We start from the raw sequence: 22,126 nt of genomic DNA, 5'->3' as shown, positions 1-22,126 counted from the left end.
CGCCGCCCTTGAGATACAGCGCACCAACCCGGGTGCGGGTCAGGAAGTCGTTACTAAATGATCACCAAGCCCAAGAGCTCACATTCCAACTAATACAAAAGTAAGAGTTGGCAACAAGCGAATTAACGATATGACATTAGATTGCCCAAGTCCTGCGATGAGACTGGGGAGTCAATAGTTCGCCACGTTCCGCCGTTTGAACGGGAAAGACTTCGACACATTGATAATTAAACACTAACTGCATTTCGCCGCACCTTCGACATCGGCTGATTTCACCCATCGGTCGGTCATGGAAGACACGCATCGGGATTATCGGGAGAGCCCTATGAGCACTGTGGTTGCCATCGTCAAAAGCATAGTTGGCCAAGTCATCGCGGTATCCCCAGAAGGCATCCGACGCCTGCTGATCGAAGGTGACCGCCTGTATGCGGGTGAGCAAGTGCTGACCGGGCCGGGTGGCGCCGTCACCTTGCAGCTGGCCGATGGTCGCTACGTGGACTTGGGGCGTGACAGCCAATGGAGCGCCGAAACGCCAGACAGCAGCACCGATTTGAGCCAGGCAACGGCGCAGGCAGCACCCTCGGTCGAACAGTTGCAGCAGGCGATCCAGGCTGGTGTCGACCCGACCACTGCGTTGGAGGCAACCGCTGCCGGGCCAAGCGCCGCGGGCGGTAGCGGCGCTCTCGGTGGCGGACACAGCTTCGTGCTGCTGGAGGCAACTGCGGGCGCAGTCGCACCCACCGTGGGTTATACCACCGGCCCCTTGGACTTCAGCGACGCGCTGAGCCTCGAGCAGTTCGCAGGGTTACAGGCTTCGAATACGACGACGCCTTCCGATCCAGTTGTTGCGGGCACGGCCGTAGTCTTGAGCGCCACTCCTTCGATCAGCGAGGCTGGGGGTTCGATCGTCTATGTCGCCACTGTCGGCCAGGCACCGCTCAGCGACCTCACAGTGACCCTGTCCAATGGCGCGGTCATCGTCATTGCCGCCGGGCAAACCAGCGGCTCGGTGAGCGTAGCGGTTCCTGCCAACGATACGGTTTATGTCGATGACCACGCGGTGTCGGCGAGCATCAGCGGGACCCGCGGAGGTGGCCAGCCGGTCAGCATCGATGGCACCCCCGCCACCACGCGCGTGGTCGATACGGTGGACACCACCACCGCGACCCTCACTGCCAGCCCGGCGGTCACCGAGGGAGGGACTGTCACTTATACCGCAACCTTGAGCAACCCCGCGCAGACGGCCGTGACACTGACGCTGTCCAACGGCCAAGTCATCACTATCGGGGCTGGACAGACCAGTGGCAGCGTAACGCTGCAGACCGCCAACGATGTGTACAAGGGCGGCACGACGCTCAGTGCCAGCCTCACCTCGGCGAGCGGAGGCAACTTCGAACACCTGGAGGTCAATCCGGCCCCTGCCCTGACAGTCGTCAACGACTCGACCGACGACAGCACGGTTACTCTTACTGCGACACCATCGGTGAGCGAGCACGGCACCATCGTCTACACGGCGAGTCTTTCGGCGCCTGTGACGGGTAGTCCGGTGGTGGTCACGCTCGCCAACGGGCAAGCCATCACTGTCCCGGTTGGCCAAAGCAGCGGCACGATCAGCGTGCCGGTGGGCAACGATGTGTATCAATCGCAGGGGCAAGTCACCAACAGCATCACTGGCGTGAGCGGCGGTAGCTACGAGAACCTCGTCGCCAATCCAACGCCAGTGAGCACCACGGTCACCGATGTGCAGGACACGACCACGGTTACCCTAAGCGCAACCCCAAACGTTGCCGAAGGTGGCCAGATCATCTACACCGCGACCCTCAGCAACCCCGGCCAGTCCGCGGTCACCGTCACCCTGAGCAATGGCGTTAGCATCGTCATCGCGGCCAACCAGACCTCAGGCAGTGTCAGCGTGCCGGCGCCGAGCGATGATCGCTATATCGATGCCGGGGTCGTCAGTTCGCGCATCACCAGCGCCACGGGCGGCGACTTCGAGAACCTCACCATCAACGGCACACCTGCGGTGACGACCGTTACTGATACCCCGGATACATCGACAGTGACCCTGACCGCCACCCCATTTGTGGCCGAAAGCGGCACGATCGTCTACACCGCCACGGTCGATGCGCCAGTGACGGGCTCACCGGTCGTGGTGACTCTCGCCAACGGCCAGACCATCACCATCCCGGTCGGGCAAAGCTCCGGCACGGCCACCGGCGCCGTGAGCAACGACGTCTACCAAGGGCAGGCACCGGTCAGCAACAGCATCACCGGGGTGAGCGGGGGTAACTACGAGAACCTGGTCGCCAATCCGACGCCGGTGAGCACCACCGTCACCGATGTTCAAGACACCACCACGGTCACCCTGACCGCCACGCCATCGGTGGCCGAGGGTGGCACGATCATCTACACCGCGAGCGTTGGCGCACCGGTCACCGGCAGCCCGGTCGTGATCACCCTGGCCAACGGCCAGACCATCACCATCCCAGTCGGCCAAAGCTCCGGCACGGCCACCGGTGCTGTGAGCAACGACGTCTACCAAGGGCACGCACCAGTCACCAACAGCATCACCAGCGTTTCCGGGGGCAATTACGAGAATCTGGTCGCCAATCCGACGCCGGTGAGCACCACCGTCACCGATGTTCAAGACACCACCACGGTCACCCTGACCGCCACGCCATCGGTGGCCGAGGGTGGCACGATTATTTACACCGCCTCTGTAGGTGCACCCGTCACCGGTACTCCAGTGGTGGTCACCCTGGCCAACGGCCAGACCATCACCATCCCAGTCGGTCAAAGCTCCGGCACGGCCACCGGTGCTGTGAGCAACGACGTCTACCAAGGGCACGCTCCCGTCAGCAACAGTATCACCGGGGTGAGCGGGGGTAACTACGAGAACCTGGTTGCCGATCCGGCACCGGTCAGCACCACCTTGACCGATGTTCAGGACACCACCACGGTCACGCTAACCGCCACGCCGAGCGTCGCCGAAGGCGGGACCATCATTTACACGGCGAGTGTAGGAGCACCGGTCACCGGCAGCCCGGTTGTGGTCACCCTGGCCAACGGCCAAACCATCACCATTCCAGTCGGCCAAAGCTCCGGCACCGCCACCGGTGCCACGACCAACGACGTTTACCAAGGCCATGCACCGGTCAGCAATAGCATCACCGGGGTGAGCGGGGGTAATTACGAGAATTTGGTCGCCAATCCGGCACCGGTGAGCACCACCGTCACCGATGTTCAAGACACCACCACGGTCACGCTGACCGCCACACCTTCGGTGGCCGAGGGTGGAACCATCATCTACACCGCGAGCATTGGCGCACCGGTCACCGGCAGCCCGGTCGTGATCACCCTGGCCAACGGCCAAACCATCACCATTCCAGTCGGCCAAAGCTCCGGTACTGCCACCGGCGCCGTGAGCAACGACGTCTACCAAGGGCAGGCACCGGTCAGCAACAGCATCACCGGGGTGAGCGGGGGTAGTTACGAGAATTTGGTCGCCAATCCGGCACCGGTGAGCACCACCGTCACCGATGTTCAAGACACCACCACGGTCACGCTGACCGCCACACCTTCGGTGGCCGAGGGTGGAACCATCATCTACACCGCGAGCATTGGCGCACCGGTCACCGGCAGCCCGGTCGTGATCACCCTGGCCAACGGCCAAACCATCACCATTCCAGTCGGGCAAAGCTCCGGTACTGCCACCGGCGCCGTGAGCAACGACGTCTACCAAGGGCAGGCACCGGTCACCAACAGCATCACCGGGGTGAGTGGCGGTAACTACGAGAACCTGGTCGCCAATCCGGCACCGGTCAGCACCACCGTCACCGATGTTCAGGACACCACCACGGTCACGCTAACCGCCACTCCGAGCGTCGCCGAAGGCGGGACCATCATTTACACCGCCAGCGTCGGCGCCCCCGTCACCGGTAGTCCAGTGGTGGTGACCTTAGCCAATGGTCAGACCATCACCATCCCGGTCGGTCAAAGCTCCGGCACCGCCACCGGTGCTGTGAGCAACGACGTCTACCAAGGGCACGCACCAGTCACCAACAGCATCACCAGCGTTTCCGGTGGCGATTACGAGAATCTGGTCGCCGATCCGGCACCGGTGAGCACCACCGTCACCGATGTCCAGGACACCACCACCGTCACCCTGACCGCCACCCCTTCGGTGGCCGAGGGTGGAACCATCATCTACACCGCGAGCATTGGCGCCCCCGTCACCGGCAGCCCGGTTGTGGTGACCCTGGCCAACGGCCAGACCATCACCATCCCGGTCGGTCAAAGCTCCGGCACGGCCACCGGTGCCGTAACCAACGACGTCTACCAAGGGCACGCGCCAGTCACCAACAGCATCACCAGCGTTTCCGGGGGCAATTACGAGAATTTGGTCGCCAATCCGACGTCGGTCAGCACCACCGTCACCGATGTTCAGGACACCACCAACGTCACCCTGACCGCCACCCCTTCGGTGGCCGAGGGTGGCACGATTATTTACACCGCCTCTGTAGGTGCACCCGTCACCGGTAGCCCAGTGGTGGTCACCCTGGCCAACGGCCAAACCATCACCATTCCAGTCGGCCAAAGCTCCGGTACTGCCACCGGCGCCGTGAGCAACGACGTCTACCAAGGGCACGCGCCAGTCACCAACAGCATCACCAACGTTTCCGGGGGCAATTACGAGAATTTGGTCGCCAATCCGGCACCGGTCAGCACCACCGTCACCGATGTTCAGGACACCACCACGGTCACCCTGACCGCCACGCCAAGCGTCGCCGAAGGCGGGACCATTATCTACACCGCCAGCGTCGGCGCCCCCGTCACCGGTAGTCCAGTGGTGGTCACCCTGGCCAACGGCCAAACCATCACCATTCCAGTCGGCCAAAGCTCCGGCACCGCCACCGGTGCCGTGACCAACGACGTCTACCAAGGGCACGCGCCAGTCACCAACAGCATCAGCAATGTCAGCGGCGGCAACTACGAAAACCTCGTCGCCAATCCGGCACCGGTCAGCACCTCCGTGACCGATGTTCAAGACACCACCACGGTCACCCTGACCGCCACGCCGAGCGTCGCCGAAGGCGGGACGATCATCTACACCGCCACGCTCAATGCGCCAGTGTCAGGTTCGCCGGTCCTGGTCACCTTGGCCAACGGCCAGACCATTACCATTCCGGTCGGGCAAAGCTCCGGTACTGCCACCGGCGCCGTGAGCAACGACGTCTACCAAGGGCAGGCACCGGTCACCAACAGCATCACCGGGGTGAGTGGCGGTAACTACGAGAACCTGGTCGCCAATCCGGCACCGGTCAGCACCACCGTCACCGATGTGCAGGACACCACCACCGTCACCCTGACCGCCACGCCATCGGTGGCCGAGGGTGGCACGATTATTTACACCGCCTCTGTAGGTGCACCCGTCACCGGTAGTCCAGTGGTGGTCACCCTGGCCAACGGCCAAACCATCACCATTCCAGTCGGCCAAAGCTCCGGTACTGCCACCGGCGCCGTGAGCAACGACGTCTACCAAGGGCACGCGCCAGTCACCAACAGCATCACCAACGTTTCCGGGGGCAATTACGAGAATTTGGTCGCCAATCCGGCACCGGTCAGCACCACCGTCACCGATGTTCAGGACACCACCACCGTCACGCTAACCGCCACGCCGAGCGTCGCCGAAGGCGGGACCATCATTTACACCGCCAGCGTCGGCGCCCCCGTCACCGGTAGTCCAGTGGTGGTGACCTTAGCCAATGGTCAGACCATCACCATCCCGGTCGGTCAAAGCTCCGGCACCGCCACCGGTGCTGTGAGCAACGACGTCTACCAAGGGCACGCACCAGTCACCAACAGCATCACCAGCGTTTCCGGGGGCGATTACGAGAATCTGGTCGCCAATCCGGCACCGGTCAGCACCACCGTCACCGATGTTCAGGACACCACCACGGTCACGCTAACCGCCACGCCGAGCGTCGCCGAAGGCGGGACCATCGTCTACACCGCGAGTGTGGGGGCTCCCGTCACCGGTAGCCCGGTTGTGGTCACCCTGGCCAACGGCCAGACCATCACCATCCCAGTCGGTCAAAGCTCCGGCACGGCCACCGGCGCTGTGAGCAACGACGTGTACCAAGGGCAAGCGCCAGTCACTAACAGCATCACCAACGTTTCCGGTGGCGATTACGAGAATCTGGTGGCCAATCCGACGCCGGTCAGCACCACCGTCACCGATGTTCAGGACACCACCACCGTCACGCTAACCGCCACGCCGAGCGTCGCCGAAGGCGGGACCATCGTCTACACCGCGAGTGTGGGGGCTCCCGTCACCGGCAGCCCGGTTGTGGTCACCCTGGCCAACGGCCAGACCATCACCATTCCAGTCGGTCAAAGCTCCGGCACGGCCACCGGCGCTGTGAGCAACGACGTCTACCAAGGGCAAGCGCCAGTCACCAACAGCATCACCAACGTTTCCGGTGGCGATTACGAGAATCTGGTCGCCAATCCGGCACCGGTCAGCACCACCGTCACCGATGTTCAAGACACCACCACGGTCACCCTGACCGCCACGCCGAGCGTCGCCGAAGGCGGGACCATCGTCTACACCGCGAGCATTGGCGCACCGGTCACCGGCAGCCCGGTTGTGGTCACTCTGGCCAACGGCCAGACCATCACCATTCCAGTCGGTCAAAGCTCCGGCACCGCCACCGGTGCTGTGACCAATGACGTGTACCAAGGCCATGCACCGGTCACCAACAGCATCACCAGCGTTTCCGGTGGCGATTACGAGAATCTAGTCGCCGATCCGGCGCCGGTCAGCACCTCCGTCACCGATGTGCAGGACTCCACCACCGTCACCCTGACCGCCACCCCTTCGGTGGCCGAGGGTGGAACCATCATCTACACCGCGAGCATTGGCGCCCCCGTCACCAGTAGTCCAGTGGTGGTGACCTTAGCCAACGGCCAGACCATCACCATCCCGGTCGGCCAAAGCTCCGGCACCGCCACCGGTGCCGTGACCAACGACGTGTACCAAGGGCACGCTCCCGTCAGCAATAGCATCACGGGGGTGAGCGGCGGTAACTACGAGAATCTGGTCGCCGATCCGGCACCGGTGAGCACCACCGTCACCGATGTTCAAGACACCACAACGGTCATGCTGACCGCCACACCTTCGGTGGCCGAGGGTGGAACCATCATCTACACCGCGAGCATTGGCGCACCGGTCACCGGCAGCCCGGTTGTGGTCACCCTGGCCAACGGCCAGACCATCACCATCCCAGTCGGTCAAAGCTCCGGCACGGCCACCGGTGCTGTGACCAACGACGTGTACCAAGGACACGCTCCCGTCAGCAATAGCATCACGGGGGTGAGCGGCGGTAACTACGAGAACCTGGTCGCCGATCCGGCACCGGTGAGCACCACCGTCACCGATGTCCAGGACACCACCACGGTCACGCTAACCGCCACGCCGAGCGTCGCCGAAGGCGGGACCATCGTCTACACCGCGAGTGTGGGGGCTCCCGTCACCGGTAGCCCGGTTGTGGTCACCCTGGCCAACGGCCAGACCATCACCATCCCAGTCGGTCAAAGCTCCGGCACGGCCACCGGTGCTGTGACCAACGACGTGTACCAAGGACACGCTCCCGTCAGCAATAGCATCACGGGGGTGAGCGGGGGTAATTACGAGAACCTCGTCGCCAATCCGGCACCGGTCAGCACCACCGTGACCGATGTCCAGGACACCACCACCGTCACCCTGACCGCCACGCCATCGGTGGCCGAGGGTGGCACGATTATTTACACCGCCTCTGTAGGTGCACCCGTCACCGGTAGTCCAGTGGTGGTCACCCTGGCCAACGGCCAAACCATCACCATTCCAGTCGGCCAAAGCTCAGGCACCGCCACCGGTGCCGTGACCAACGACGTCTACCAAGGGCAGGCACCAGTCACCAACAGCATCACCGGGGTGAGTGGCGGTAACTACGAGAACCTGGTCGCCAATCCGGCACCGGTCAGCACCACCGTCACCGATGTGCAGGACACCACCACCGTCACCCTGACCGCCACGCCATCGGTGGCCGAGGGTGGCACGATTATTTACACCGCCTCTGTAGGTGCACCCGTCACCGGTAGTCCAGTGGTGGTGACCTTAGCCAATGGTCAGACCATCACCATCCCAGTCGGCCAAAGCTCCGGTACCGCCACCGGTGCCGTGACCAACGACGTCTACCAAGGGCACGCGCCAGTCACCAACAGCATCAGCAACGTATCCGGTGGCGATTACGAGAATTTGGTCGCCAATCCGGCACCGGTCAGCACCACCGTCACCGATGTTCAGGACACCACCACGGTCACGCTAACCGCCACGCCGAGCGTCGCCGAAGGCGGGACCATCGTCTACACCGCTAGTGTGGGGGCTCCCGTCACCGGCAGCCCGGTTGTGGTCACTCTGGCCAACGGCCAGACCATCACCATTCCAGTCGGTCAAAGCTCCGGCACCGCCACCGGTGCCGTAACCAACGACGTCTACCAAGGGCACGCTCCCATCAGCAATAGCATCACGGGGGTGAGCGGGGGTAATTACGAGAACTTGGTTGCCAATCCGGCACCGGTCAGCACCACCGTCACCGATGTGCAGGACACCACCACCGTCACCCTGACCGCCACCCCTTCGGTGGCCGAGGGTGGCACGATTATTTACACCGCCTCTGTAGGTGCCCCCGTCACCGGTAGTCCAGTGGTGGTCACCCTGGCCAACGGCCAAACCATCACCATTCCAGTCGGCCAAAGCTCCGGTACTGCCACCGGCGCCGTGAGCAACGACGTCTACCAAGGGCACGCGCCAGTCACCAACAGCATCACCAACGTTTCCGGGGGCAATTACGAGAATTTGGTCGCCAATCCGGCACCGGTCAGCACCACCGTCACCGATGTTCAGGACACCACCACGGTCACCCTGACCGCCACGCCAAGCGTCGCCGAAGGCGGGACCATTATCTACACCGCCAGCGTCGGCGCCCCCGTCACCGGTAGTCCAGTGGTGGTCACCCTGGCCAACGGCCAAACCATCACCATTCCAGTCGGCCAAAGCTCCGGCACCGCCACCGGTGCCGTGACCAACGACGTCTACCAAGGGCACGCGCCAGTCACCAACAGCATCAGCAATGTCAGCGGCGGCAACTACGAAAACCTCGTCGCCAATCCGGCACCGGTCAGCACCTCCGTGACCGATGTTCAAGACACCACCACGGTCACCCTGACCGCCACGCCGAGCGTCGCCGAAGGCGGGACGATCATCTACACCGCCACGCTCAATGCGCCAGTGTCAGGTTCGCCGGTCCTGGTCACCTTGGCCAACGGCCAGACCATTACCATTCCGGTCGGGCAAAGCTCCGGTACTGCCACCGGCGCCGTGAGCAACGACGTCTACCAAGGGCAGGCACCGGTCACCAACAGCATCACCGGGGTGAGTGGCGGTAACTACGAGAACCTGGTCGCCAATCCGACGCCGGTGAGCACCACCGTCACCGATGTTCAAGACACCACCACGGTCACCCTGACCGCCACGCCATCGGTGGCCGAGGGTGGCACGATTATTTACACCGCCTCTGTAGGTGCACCCGTCACCGGTAGTCCAGTGGTGGTCACCTTGGCCAACGGCCAAACCATCACCATTCCAGTCGGCCAAAGCTCAGGCACCGCCACCGGTGCCGTGACCAACGACGTCTACCAAGGGCACGCGCCCGTCAGCAACAGCATCACCGGGGTGAGCGGGGGTAATTACGAGAACCTCGTCGCCAATCCGGCACCGGTCAGCACCTCCGTGACCGATGTTCAGGACACCACCACCGTCACGCTAACCGCCACGCCGAGCGTCGCCGAAGGCGGGACCATCGTCTACACCGTCAGCGTCGGCGCCCCCGTCACCGGTAGTCCAGTGCTGGTGACCTTAGCCAACGGCCAGACCATCACCATCCCGGTCGGTCAAAGCTCCGGCACCGCCACCGGTGCCGTGACCAACGACGTCTACCAAGGGCACGCGCCAGTCACCAACGGCATCACCGGGGTGAGCGGGGGTAATTACGAGAACTTGGTCGCCAATCCGGCACCGGTCAGCACCTCCGTGACCGATGTTCAAGACACCACCACGGTCACCCTGACCGCCACGCCAAGCGTCGCCGAAGGCGGGACCATTATCTACACCGCCAGCGTCGGCGCCCCCGTCACCGGTAGTCCAGTGGTGGTTACCTTGGCCAACGGTCAAACCATCACCATCCCGGTCGGTCAAAGCTCCGGCACTGCCACCGGTGCCGTGACCAACGACGTCTACCAAGGACACGCGCCAGTCACCAACAGCATCAGCAATGTCAGCGGCGGCAACTACGAAAACCTGGTGGCAAACAATAGCCCGGTCAGCAGTACAGTCACCGATGTACAGGAGACCACCACCGTCACATTGACGGCCACACCTACCGTGACAGAGGGCGGCCAGATCGTCTATACCGCGACCCTGACCAACCCTGCGCAAACCGCGCTTACCTTAACCCTGAGCAACGGCCAGACCATCACCATCGGCGCCAACCAATCCTCCGGCAGCGTGACGGTGGCCGCACCTTCCGATGACGTCTACATCGACGCTGGACCAGTCAGTGCCACGATCACCAATACCAGTGGCGGCAACTTCGAGAACCTCGTGGTCAACCCGGCGCCAGCGGTCACGGCCGTTTCCGATACCCTGAACAACACCACACTAGGGATCTCCGGCAGCGCGGCAGTGGCCGAGGGCAACAATGCCACCTACACCCTGACCCTGAGCAATGCCCCGCAAACTGACGTCACCGTCAAACTGAGCTATAGCGGTACGGCGACCAATGGCGTCGACTACACCGGCGTCGCAACTGTGGTGATCAAGGCCAACAGCACCCAGGCAACCTTCACTATCCCCACCCTCAAGGACGCCATCAATGAGGGCACCGAACAGATCAATGTGAAGATCGACTCAGCCACAGGCGGCAACTTCGAAGGCCTTGTGATCAACGCCGGTGCATCCAGTGTCACGACCCAGATCTATGAACCCGCCCCAGTGCTGGACCTCGATGCCAACGACTCCAGCGGCAAGAACGGCGCGGACTACCAGACCACCTTCACCGAGAACGGCAACGGCAATTCCATCAGTGACCTGGACATCTCCATCACCGACTTCGACAGCAGCCAACTGACCGGCGCTACCGTCACCCTGACCAATCGCCAGCCTGGCGATGCGCTCAACCTCGGCAACAGCGTCAACGGCATCACCGTCACATCAAGCGTGACCGACGGCAAAGTGGTGCTCACCTTGAGCGGTGCAGCGTCGCTGGCAGACTACATGCAGGCCATCAAGAACATCACCTTCGTCAACACCAGCGACGACCCAAGCACTACACCCCGCGTGATCACCGTTACCGTGACCGATGGGGTCAACGTTTCCAACACGGCCACCACCACGGTCAATGTGGTTGCGGTCAACGATGCGCCAGTCACCACAGGTGGGGCGGCCACTGGCTCGGAGGACACCGATCTGGTGCTGAACTGGAGTGACTTCAACATCACCGACGTCGACAGCTCCGCCGCAAACCTTGGGGTGACTATCACCAAGCTGCCTGACCTCGGGAACTTGAAGTACTTCAACGGCACGGCCTGGGTGAACGTGACGGTCAACCAGACCATCAGCCAGGCAGACATCGCTGCAGGCAAACTCAAGTTCGTACCGCTGACCAATCAGTCGGGGGCCGATGGCTACGGCGGCTCCGGCGTGGGCAACAAGCAGGCCGATTATGCCCAGGTCAAATACAAGCCCACCGACGGCAGCAGCCCAGGTAGCGAGGCGACGCTGAAGGTGGACATCACACCCGTCGCCGACAAACCTGAGCTGAACATTGGCAACAACAACGTCAACTCCCTAGGCCTGACCAAAGAAACCTGGAACACCCTCACCGGCTTGACCAACAGCGGCAACGGTATCACCGGTGATGCGTTGAAATCCGTGTTCGCCAACTCCGGCAGTGCGAGCAAGAGCGAAACCACGACCAATGTGCAGTCCGAGGCCAGCGTCGCCGCCCAGTCCGGCTCGAAAACTTCGGGCCTGATCTATCTGGAAGCCGGCAAGACCTATACCTTCAGCGGCACGGCTGATGACAGTCTGCTGGTCAATATCGGCGGCAAGACGGTGGTCACCGCCACCTGGGGTGCGGGCGGCAATGTCTCGGGCAGCTTTACACCCAGCGCTAGCGGCTACTACACCCTGGAGATCTACCACGCCAACCAGGCCGGGCCAGGCAGCTACGACATCAACATCAAGGTCGGCAACGGTTCGGTCGGCGACTTCAACAGTGCGACTATCCCGATGTACCCCAACGTCACCGAGTTGGCTAACGCCGGGGTGACGGTGTCTGACCTGCATGGCAGCAATGGCCAGGGTTACTACGATGGCTACAAGCTCAATGAAGGACCAGAGAACGGCAGCGTCAAGCTGGTGGGCATCAGCACCAGCCTGACCGATACCGACGGTTCGGAAACCTTGAGCGTCAAGCTTGCCGGGATTCCGGCAGGTTCGGTGGTGAGCGACAACGCGGCACACAGCATCACCGTGGGTGCAACGGCGGTCGATGTCACTGGCTGGAACCTGGGCAGTCTGGCGATCAAGCCACCGGCTTACTACTCTGGCCAGTTCGACGTGAAGATCACCTCCACCTCCAAAGAAGGCGTGGGAGGCAGCCAAGCCATCAACGAAGGCTCGGTTAAAGTCACCGTCTACCCGGAAAGCTACACCTCCAGCAACCTGGGTACCGATAGCGACACCGCGACCGGTACCGTGAACAACGATCTCATCGTCGCCGATGTGACAGGCCTGCACGTCGTGGCGGGGAAGGACTACAACATCGCGTTCATCGTCGACACCTCGGGCAGCATGGGGGCGTCCGGTGTGGATGCCGCCAAAGCCTCCATGGAGTCGGTGTTCCGGACCTTGGCCGCCAGCGTCAAGGGTGCACAATCGGGCACGGTGAACATTCTGTTGGTGGACTTCGCCACGCAGGTCAAGAGTTCCATCTCGGTTACCCTCAATGACGCCGGGCTCAAGACCTTGCTCAACGCCCTGGGCACCATGAGCTCAGAGGGCGGCACCAACTACGAGGACGCCTTCAAGACCACCGCCAACTGGTTCCAGAATCTCAAAAATGCCGGCAACACTGGCAGCAACCAGACGTTCTTCATCACCGACGGCCAACCGACCTACTACCAGACCGGCGAGCAAGCCAACCCGAACCTGGCCAACAGCAGCGTGAAACTCGATACCTTCCTCAGTAGCATCAACTACAAGGCTGGTGACACTGTCACGAACTACCAGCTCGACACCACCAACCGGGTATCGATCGACAGCAGCGGCAAACTGACCGCCGAGACGCGCGGCAGCTTCGACCTACTGACCTGGAGCTACAAGTGGAACACCGTGACCAGCGGCACGATTCGCGCCGAAGGCAATGGCGGCTATGAGCTGTCGACTCGCGCAGGTACTGGCAACACCACCAATGATGCAACGTTGAACAACTCCAACGACAGTTTCAAGATTCTCGCGGCGCTGTCGGTAGTGGAGGCAATCGGCCTGAACAGCGGCGTCGATACGAACGATCTGAAACCCTTCGACTCGGACAAGACGCCGCAATCGAACATCGACCCCAGCAAACTGGCGGAGGCCATCCTTGGCCACACCGAAGTGACACAGCCCGGCTCGGACAGAGTCGATGGCGGCGATGGCCACGACATCATCTTCGGTGACCTTGTCACCTTCGACTCGATCCCTGGCACCGGCGTGGAAGCGATCCAGACCTATGTTGCCCTCAAGCTCGGTGTGGATGCGGGCGACGTGGATGCGCGAACGATGCACAAGTACGTTTCCGAGCATTACTCCGAGTTCGATATCTCCCGCGCCAACGACGGTGCCGATACATTGATGGGAGGTGCTGGCAACGACATCATCTTCGGCCAGGGCGGGAACGACTACCTCGATGGCGGCAAGGGCAATGACATCCTCCTGGGCGGCGCGGGTAACGACACCCTGCTGGGGGGCGACGGCAACGACCTGCTGTTTGGCGGAGCCGGCAATGATGCCCTGACCGGCGGCAAGGGTAACGACATCCTCAGCGGCGGCGCCGGCGCGGACACCTTCGTCTGGAAGCTCGGCGACATCGGCCAGGATGTGATCAAGGACTTCAAAATGAGCGAGGGCGACCGTCTTGACCTGAGCGACCTTCTGCAGGGGGAGCGTGGATCGACGATCGACAACTACCTGAAGATCACCACCGTTGGCGGTGAGTCGACCCTGCAAATCAGCACGGAGGGCAAGCTCAATGCTGCCGGGGGGCTGGCCAATGCCGATGTCTCGATCAAGCTGGAAGGGGTCAACTTGTCCAACACCACGATCAATTCGCTCATAAGCGGTGCCGACCCGACCATCAAGATCGACAATTCCAATAACTGACCGGCAGGCGCAGCTCGGGAACTTTGCCTAAGCTGCGCATAGCCCAACCGTTAAGGAACCCAAGTGACGAGGACGGATGCCATGTTCTACGTGCAACGCGACAGTGAAGGGGAGTTGCTGCGGGTCGAGGCCGCCCCCTTCGAGGGCTTCGCGGAAATCCTCCCGGCCGACCATGCCGAGATCCAGGAGTGGTTTGCCGACGACGTCGTCGAAAACAGCCTCAAGCAACTCAAGCAGAGTGATCTGGACATGATCCGGGTGCTCGAGGACCTGATCGAGGTGCTGACCACCAAGGGGGTGATCAGCATCACCGACCTGCCCGTCGGCGCCCAGGCCAAGCTGCTCAACCGCTCAACGGCCCGTAGGGCATTGGGCAGCCTGAACAACCTGATCGAGGAGGAAAGCGAAGGTGGGTTGATCTGAGGGCGGGGGGGATGCAGGAGCCGCTGTCTTTGCTGGCCCAATCGCCGGCAAGCCGGCTCCTAGGATGCCCGTGTACTCATCGCCAGGGCGCAGGTTCGCCCACCAGTTGTCCTTGAACGCCCTCTACCCCCATTTCTCGCAGGACGCTCAGTTCCCCTTCCGTCTCTACCCGCTCGGCGATCAGTGGCAAGTCGATGCCATGCGCCGCCCGCTGGATGGCTTCGATGAACAGGCGCTTGTGCTGTTCCTGGTCGATGTTGCGGATGTAGCTTCCGTCCACCTTGAGGTAGGCAAGGCCCAGATTAGCCAGGTTGCCAATCATGCTGAAACGTCCGCCAAAGCGCTGTAACGCGAGGCCGAAGCCCAACCCACGCAGGCGCCGGGTCAATTGCTCGAGCATCGATTGTTCGGGCAGTTGCTCCTCTCCGATCTCGAAGATCAGCCGTGGCCCTAAAGCAACGTTCTGGCCCAGAAGCTCATAGACTCGCCTCAGGGCTTCGGGATCGGCCAGGGTTGCCCCGGACAGGTTCAGCGCCAGCACCTGGTCATGGCCACGCAGGTGGGCGAGCACTTTCTCCAGCATCAGCAGATCCAGCCGGGCCATCCAGCCAAAGCGCTCAAGCCAGGGCAGGAAACGGCCCGCCGTCAGTGCTTCGCCACGCCCGTCGTCAAGTCGGGAAATAACTTTATGGTGCAGCACTACTTCAGTGGATTGGCAGTCCACCACGGGCTGGAAGAACAATTCGAAATGGCCGTTGACGAAGGCCTTGTCCAGGCGCGAGTGCCAGTCGTGCTGGCTGTCCCCGGCCACGGCCGCCGCGCCCTGCTCAAGGCACACCCAGCCCGGTGTCGGTTGGTTCTCAGCCCTTGCCAGGGCCTCGTCCGCCAGTGTTAGCAGTGCCTGCGGTGCATCGCCTGGGGTGTAGGGTGCCAAGCCGATACAGGCGACCGGAGCGACATCGCTGGCCCCAGTGTCATGCAGACTGTGCAACGAAGCTTCGAGTGCCTGGGCCAGCTTCACCGCCTCTTCATGCACCATGCCTGGTGCAAGCACGGCGAATTCGCCTCCACGGCTGCGAGAAATCAGGTCTTTGGTTTCGGGAAAACCGGCACAGGTACGGCGCAGGTGCTCACCCACCGCCTGCAGCAACTGGTCCGTCCGCTGGCCACCCAATCGGGCATTGAGGCCTGCAAGATCCTGCACTCGAAGCAACAACAGATAGCCGGCTCGGGCTTCCTCAAGGTTGCTCACCTTGGCATTGAGCTGCATTTCGAAATAACGTCTATTGGACAAGCCAGTGAGGCTGTCCTGGTATGACTCTGCTCGGAGTCGCTCGCTTCGCTCGGCCTGTTCGGTGAACAATGCCTTGAGCTTCTCGACCATCTGGTTCATGGCCTGCACCACACGGCGCAATTCTGGGGTACGTGGCAGCGGCGAGGTGAGGAACTCGCGGCGGGCAATGGCATGGGACTGCTCCACCATGTAGTCCAACGGTCGCAGTTGCCGACGCAGCAACAACGCGCCAAGCACCGCACTAGCCGCACCACACAGCAACAACCAGCCGAGGCTGCCTAACGCACTCTGCCAGAGCTTGGCGACGGCGAACATGGGGTGGCTCACCACCTCGACGCGCGCGGCCTGCTGCCAGCCGCGGCTGACGATGGCATCCCCACCTGCGGGTTCTAGGCCAATCATGCGCACGAACCAGCTCGGCACACCACTGCTGTCGGGCTCGGCGTGGCGCTCGACCAAGGTGGCGTTGGAGTCCAGATCGACAACTTTGATGCTTGCGTAGTAGCCACTGTCGAAAATCGAGCTGACCATCAGCTCGACCATCGCAGGGTCGTCGATATTGGGTGTCAGCGACAAGGCCAATGCAGTGGCTGCATCCTGCGCGTGTGAACGCAACTGGTTGACGTACTGGCTGCGCGAGCTTTCCAGGCTGACCACGAAGCTTCCACTGAAAGCGACCACCAGGAACAAGCAAATGGCCAACAGCAATTGTTTGAACAGTGACATCTGCGCTCCCTCAGTAAACCGGTTCGGCCGGGAACCCTTCGGCCTGCATTTTTTTCAACAGATCCTGCCAACGCGACAAGCGCTTGGTATCCCCTACCTTCTTGTTGCCCGTGGTACCGGTCAGCCACAGGCCCTCGCCGTTGAAGGCATACACCGGTAACAGGTCAGGACGCTGGCTCGCCGGCTTGATGGCATCCATCAGGCTATCGAGTACCAGCGGCTGGGCCTGTGGGCTTGAATAATAGGTCAGGACCATGTGAGCCCTGTTCTGCCGCAAGGCTTTGACGTAAGTGATGCGCAGCTTTTCACTGGGGATGCCCATACGCCGTAGGCTGAAGTACTTGGCGATAGCGTAGTCCTCACAATCGCCAGCGCCTTTGATCAAGGCCTGAATGGGCGTTGCCCAATAATCGACCTCACGCCACAAGTCGATGTCTTCGACGTAACGCAACTGCTGCCAGGCATCGATACGGGCCTTTCCGGCACCCAGGGGGCCGTAGAGCGCCTGAGACTTGCGGCTGATCTGGGAGAAATCCCAGTCGGCGTGCAGAGCGCCCAGCAACAAGCCCCCCAGCAACGTGGCAAGGCCGAAACAACGCAAGACGGTTTTAAGTATCCAGGATATCGCCACTGCGAAGACCTGTTCAGGCCAGCCTAATGCAGCGATGGTGCGGCCTGCCAAGGCAAAAGACAATGGCGCGATGCAATCACGATGCCGATAGTCGGGCTAATCTAACTTTATCGTTAACTCGATATGTGTATTGCTTTCTTTGGTAGGCGACTTGCTCCACCATACCCGCGGTTTTGGGGCGCTCCCTGCTGTGTGGGCAGTGGTTTGACAAGCCTCCTTGCTCGTCACTAGTGTAATTGGATCCAACTTTAATCGTCGAGGCAGACTTCGCGTGGCCGAGAAATTCAAACTGAGCAAAGTGCTGGCCAGCGAACAGGTACCAGCACACCTGGCCCGTAGCGTGATCGAAGAACGCTTGCGCAGTGCCATCCTAGACGGTCGTTTGCCTCCGGGAACAGCCCTGCGCCAACAGGAGCTCGCGACCCTGTTCGGTGTCAGCCGCATGCCAGTGCGTGAAGCTTTACGTCAGTTGGAAGCGCAGTCCCTGCTCAAGGTGGAAATGCATAAAGGGGCCGTGGTTGCGCCCTTGATCGGTGAAGATGCAGTCGATACCTACGAACTGCGGGTACTGTTGGAATCCGAGGCATTGCGCCAGTCGATCCCCCTGCTCAATGCCGATGACATTGCTCAGGCCCGTGGGTATATCCAGCAATTGGAAAGCGAAACCAGCCACGCCGAAATCGGTCGTCTCAATCGGCTGCTCCACATGGCACTGTACAACAAGGCGCCGAACCAAAAACTGCTGCGGCTGATCGAGAATGAACTCAACGAAGAAGAACGCTTCCTGCGCTTCCATCTGTCTTCGATGGGGCTGGGCAAATTGACCCAGGATGACCACAACGCCTTGGTCGATGCAGCCAGCGACAAGCTGGTGGACGAAGCGGTCACGGTGCTGGAAAAGCACCTCAATACAGCCGCTCGTGTGATCAGGGCCTACCTGGACAAGCAAACGGCCCGCTAAGTGTGCTCACCTGAAGCGCTTAGCAATTGACGTGACGATAAGCCCAAAAGGACAAAGCCCCTGTCTGCAACGCAGACAGGGGCTCTGGATTTGAATCTTGACGATGACCTACTCTCACATGGGGAAACCCCACACTACCATCGGCGATGCATCGTTTCACTGCTGAGTTCGGGATGGGATCAGGTGGTTCCAATGCTCTATGGTCGTCAAGAAATTCTGTGTGCCGATCCGTCCTGCGGACGCTTCAGCGAAAATCTATAACTTCTACTTAAAGACAAAACCCCTACCTGCTCACGCAGATAGGGGTTTTGCGAAATGAATCTTGACGATGACCTACTCTCACATGGGGAAACCCCACACTACCATCGGCGATGCATCGTTTCACTACTGAGTTCGGGATGGGATCAGGTGGTTCCAATGCTCTATGGTCGTCAAGAAATTCTGTTGCCAGAATGTCGTGTAAACACTCTTGGCCAATTCGGATATGTGAATTTGTGGTCTTGCGAACTTTCGGTCGTTTCGTCTTCACCACCGCAATCTGCGTCAGCAAATTGCTTGGGTGTTATATGGTCAAGCCTCACGGGCAATTAGTATTGGTTAGCTCAACGCCTCACAGCGCTTACACACCCAACCTATCAACGTCGTAGTCTTCGACGGCCCTTTAGGGAACTCAAGGTTCCAGTGAGATCTCATCTTGAGGCAAGTTTCCCGCTTAGATGCTTTCAGCGGTTATCTCTTCCGAACATAGCTACCCGGCAATGCCACTGGCGTGACAACCGGAACACCAGAGGTTCGTCCACTCCGGTCCTCTCGTACTAGGAGCAGCCCCTCTCAAATCTCAAACGTCCACGGCAGATAGGGACCGAACTGTCTCACGACGTTCTAAACCCAGCTCGCGTACCACTTTAAATGGCGAACAGCCATACCCTTGGGACCGGCTTCAGCCCCAGGATGTGATGAGCCGACATCGAGGTGCCAAACACCGCCGTCGATATGAACTCTTGGGCGGTATCAGCCTGTTATCCCCGGAGTACCTTTTATCCGTTGAGCGATGGCCCTTCCATACAGAACCACCGGATCACTAAGACCTACTTTCGTACCTGCTCGACGTGTTTGTCTCGCAGTCAAGCGCGCTTTTGCCTTTATACTCTGCGACCGATTTCCGACCGGTCTGAGCGCACCTTCGTACTCCTCCGTTACTCTTTGGGAGGAGACCGCCCCAGTCAAACTACCCACCATACACTGTCCTCGATCCGGATAACGGACCTGAGTTAGAACCTCAAAGTTGCCAGGGTGGTATTTCAAGAATGGCTCCATGAGAACTGGCGTCCCCACTTCAAAGCCTCCCACCTATCCTACACAAGCAAATTCAAAGTCCAGTGCAAAGCTATAGTAAAGGTTCACGGGGTCTTTCCGTCTAGCCGCGGATACACTGCATCTTCACAGCGATTTCAATTTCACTGAGTCTCGGGTGGAGACAGCGCCGCCATCGTTACGCCATTCGTGCAGGTCGGAACTTACCCGACAAGGAATTTCGCTACCTTAGGACCGTTATAGTTACGGCCGCCGTTTACCGGGGCTTCGATCAAGAGCTTCGCTTGCGCTAACCCCATCAATTAACCTTCCGGCACCGGGCAGGCGTCACACCCTATACGTCCACTTTCGTGTTTGCAGAGTGCTGTGTTTTTAATAAACAGTCGCAGCGGCCTGGTATCTTCGACCGACATGGGCTTACGGAGCAAGTCCTTCACCCTCGTCGGCGCACCTTCTCCCGAAGTTACGGTGCCATTTTGCCTAGTTCCTTCACCCGAGTTCTCTCAAGCGCCTTGGTATTCTCTACCCGACCACCTGTGTCGGTTTGGGGTACGGTTCCCAGTTATCTGAAGCTTAGGAGCTTTTCTTGGAAGCATGGCATCAACCACTTCGTCGCCTAAAGGCAACTCGTCATCAGCTCTCGGCCTTGAGATCCCGGATTTGCCTAAGATCTCAGCCTACCACCTTAAACTTGGACAACCAACGCCAAGCTGGCCTAGCCTTCTCCGTCCCTCCATCGCAATAACTGGAAGTACAGGAATATTAACCTGTTTTCCATCGACTACGCTTTTCAGCCTCGCCTTAGGGACCGACTAACCCTGCGTCGATTAACGTTGCGCAGGAAACCTTGGTCTTTCGGCGTGGGAGTTTTTCACTCCCATTGTCGTTACTCATGTCAGCATTCGCACTTCTGATACCTCCAGCAAGCTTCTCAACTCACCTTCACAGGCTTACAGAACGCTCCTCTACCGCGTCATCAAAGATGACACCCGTAGCTTCGGTGCATGGTTTGAGCCCCGTTACATCTTCCGCGCAGGCCGACTCGACTAGTGAGCTATTACGCTTTCTTTAAAGGATGGCTGCTTCTAAGCCAACCTCCTAGCTGTCTAAGCCTTCCCACATCGTTTCCCACTTAACCATGACTTTGGGACCTTAGCTGACGGTCTGGGTTGTTTCCCTTTTCACGACGGACGTTAGCACCCGCCGTGTGTCTCCCATGCTCGGCACTTCCAGGTATTCGGAGTTTGCATCGGTTTGGTAAGTCGGGATGACCCCCTAGCCGAAACAGTGCTCTACCCCCTGGAGTGATACATGAGGCGCTACCTAAATAGCTTTCGAGGAGAACCAGCTATCTCCGAGCTTGATTAGCCTTTCACTCCGATCCACAGGTCATCCGCTAACTTTTCAACGGTAGTCGGTTCGGTCCTCCAGTCAGTGTTACCTAACCTTCAACCTGCCCATGGATAGATCGCCCGGTTTCGGGTCTATACCCAGCGACTAAACGCCCTATTAAGACTCGCTTTCGCTACGCCTCCCCTATTCGGTTAAGCTCGCCACTGAATATAAGTCGCTGACCCATTATACAAAAGGTACGCAGTCACCTAACAAAGTAGGCTCCCACTGCTTGTACGCATACGGTTTCAGGTTCTATTTCACTCCCCTCTCCGGGGTTCTTTTCGCCTTTCCCTCACGGTACTGGTTCACTATCGGTCAGTCAGTAGTATTTAGCCTTGGAGGATGGTCCCCCCATGTTCAGACAAAGTTTCTCGTGCTCCGTCCTACTCGATTTCATTGACAAGAGATTTTCGTGTACGGGGCTATCACCCACTATGGCCGCACTTTCCAGAGCGTTCCACTAATCTCAAATCAACTTAAGGGCTGGTCCCCGTTCGCTCGCCACTACTAAGGGAATCTCGGTTGATTTCTTTTCCTCAGGGTACTTAGATGTTTCAGTTCCCCTGGTTCGCCTCTTGCACCTATGTATTCAGTACAAGATAACCAGCTTGTGCTGGCTGGGTTCCCCCATTCAGAGATCTCTGGATCACAGTCTGTTTGCCGACTCCCCAAAGCTTATCGCAGGCTACCACGTCTTTCATCGCCTCTGACTGCCAAGGCATCCACCGTATGCGCTTCTTCACTTGACCATATAACCCCAAGCAATCTGGTTATACTGTGAAGACGACATTCGCCGAAAATTCGCATGTTGCTCAATTAAGAGCAGAACTCACAAATTTTACCTTAGCCTGACATCAC

At 60.2% G+C, this 22,126-nt stretch carries 5 protein-coding genes and 3 rRNA genes; 3 read left to right on the top strand and 5 right to left on the bottom strand.

Translation table 11 applies throughout. From position 1 onward, the window contains the following. Positions 1-325: 325 nt before the first annotated feature. Both IF103_RS00775 and IF103_RS00770 read left to right on the top strand, forming a co-directional pair. Positions 326-14,524: a retention module-containing protein gene (locus IF103_RS00775; protein WP_202675801.1), complete on the top strand. Its 14,199-nt coding sequence runs from the start codon at positions 326-328 to the stop codon at positions 14,522-14,524. 81 nt (positions 14,525-14,605) lie between these two features. Next, positions 14,606-14,947, top strand: coding sequence for a hypothetical protein (locus IF103_RS00770; protein WP_023378073.1), 342 nt, complete (start codon positions 14,606-14,608; stop codon positions 14,945-14,947). 76 nt (positions 14,948-15,023) lie between these two features. On the opposite strand, the gene lapD is transcribed toward IF103_RS00770, so the two are convergent. Together lapD and IF103_RS00760 are read right to left on the bottom strand one after the other, a co-directional pair. Beyond that, entirely contained in the window at positions 15,024-16,967 is a 1,944-nt protein-coding gene (gene lapD, locus IF103_RS00765) for a cyclic di-GMP receptor LapD (protein ID WP_027907836.1), read from the bottom strand. 10 nt (positions 16,968-16,977) lie between these two features. Beyond that, complete coding sequence (locus IF103_RS00760; RefSeq protein ID WP_202675800.1) at positions 16,978-17,649, bottom strand: transglutaminase-like cysteine peptidase; 672 nt, start codon at positions 17,647-17,649, stop codon at positions 16,978-16,980. Between the two features lie 220 nt (positions 17,650-17,869). On the opposite strand from IF103_RS00760, the gene IF103_RS00755 reads away from it, so the two are divergent. Continuing rightward, the gene (locus IF103_RS00755) at positions 17,870-18,559 is read left to right on the top strand and encodes a GntR family transcriptional regulator (RefSeq protein WP_023378070.1); all 690 of its coding nucleotides are present in this window, start codon (positions 17,870-17,872) and stop codon (positions 18,557-18,559) included. Between the two features lie 95 nt (positions 18,560-18,654). Here IF103_RS00755 and rrf (IF103_RS00750) read toward each other — a convergent pair. The 3 genes from rrf (IF103_RS00750) to IF103_RS00740 form a co-directional block, all read right to left on the bottom strand. Next, positions 18,655-18,770 (bottom strand): 5S ribosomal RNA (rrf, locus tag IF103_RS00750). A 109-nt stretch (positions 18,771-18,879) separates the two neighbouring features. Continuing rightward, a 5S ribosomal RNA gene (gene rrf / locus IF103_RS00745) occupies positions 18,880-18,995 on the bottom strand. A 130-nt stretch (positions 18,996-19,125) separates the two neighbouring features. Further along, a 23S ribosomal RNA gene (locus IF103_RS00740) occupies positions 19,126-22,017 on the bottom strand. Positions 22,018-22,126 lie beyond the last annotated feature (109 nt).

The sequence above is a fragment of the Pseudomonas sp. SK2 genome (assembly GCF_016772395.1).
Lineage (GTDB): Bacteria > Pseudomonadota > Gammaproteobacteria > Pseudomonadales > Pseudomonadaceae > Aquipseudomonas > Aquipseudomonas taiwanensis.
This window is presented reverse-complemented; position numbering and strand designations above follow the sequence as displayed.

Excerpts from the sequence above, each read along its gene's own strand:
- IF103_RS00770 (WP_023378073.1), top strand. The coding sequence starts at position 14,606 with ATGTTCTACGTGCAACGCGACAGTGAAGGGGAGTTGCTGCGGGTCGAG.
- lapD (WP_027907836.1), bottom strand. The coding sequence starts at position 16,967 with ATGTCACTGTTCAAACAATTGCTGTTGGCCATTTGCTTGTTCCTGGTG.
- IF103_RS00775 (WP_202675801.1), top strand. The coding sequence starts at position 326 with ATGAGCACTGTGGTTGCCATCGTCAAAAGCATAGTTGGCCAAGTCATC.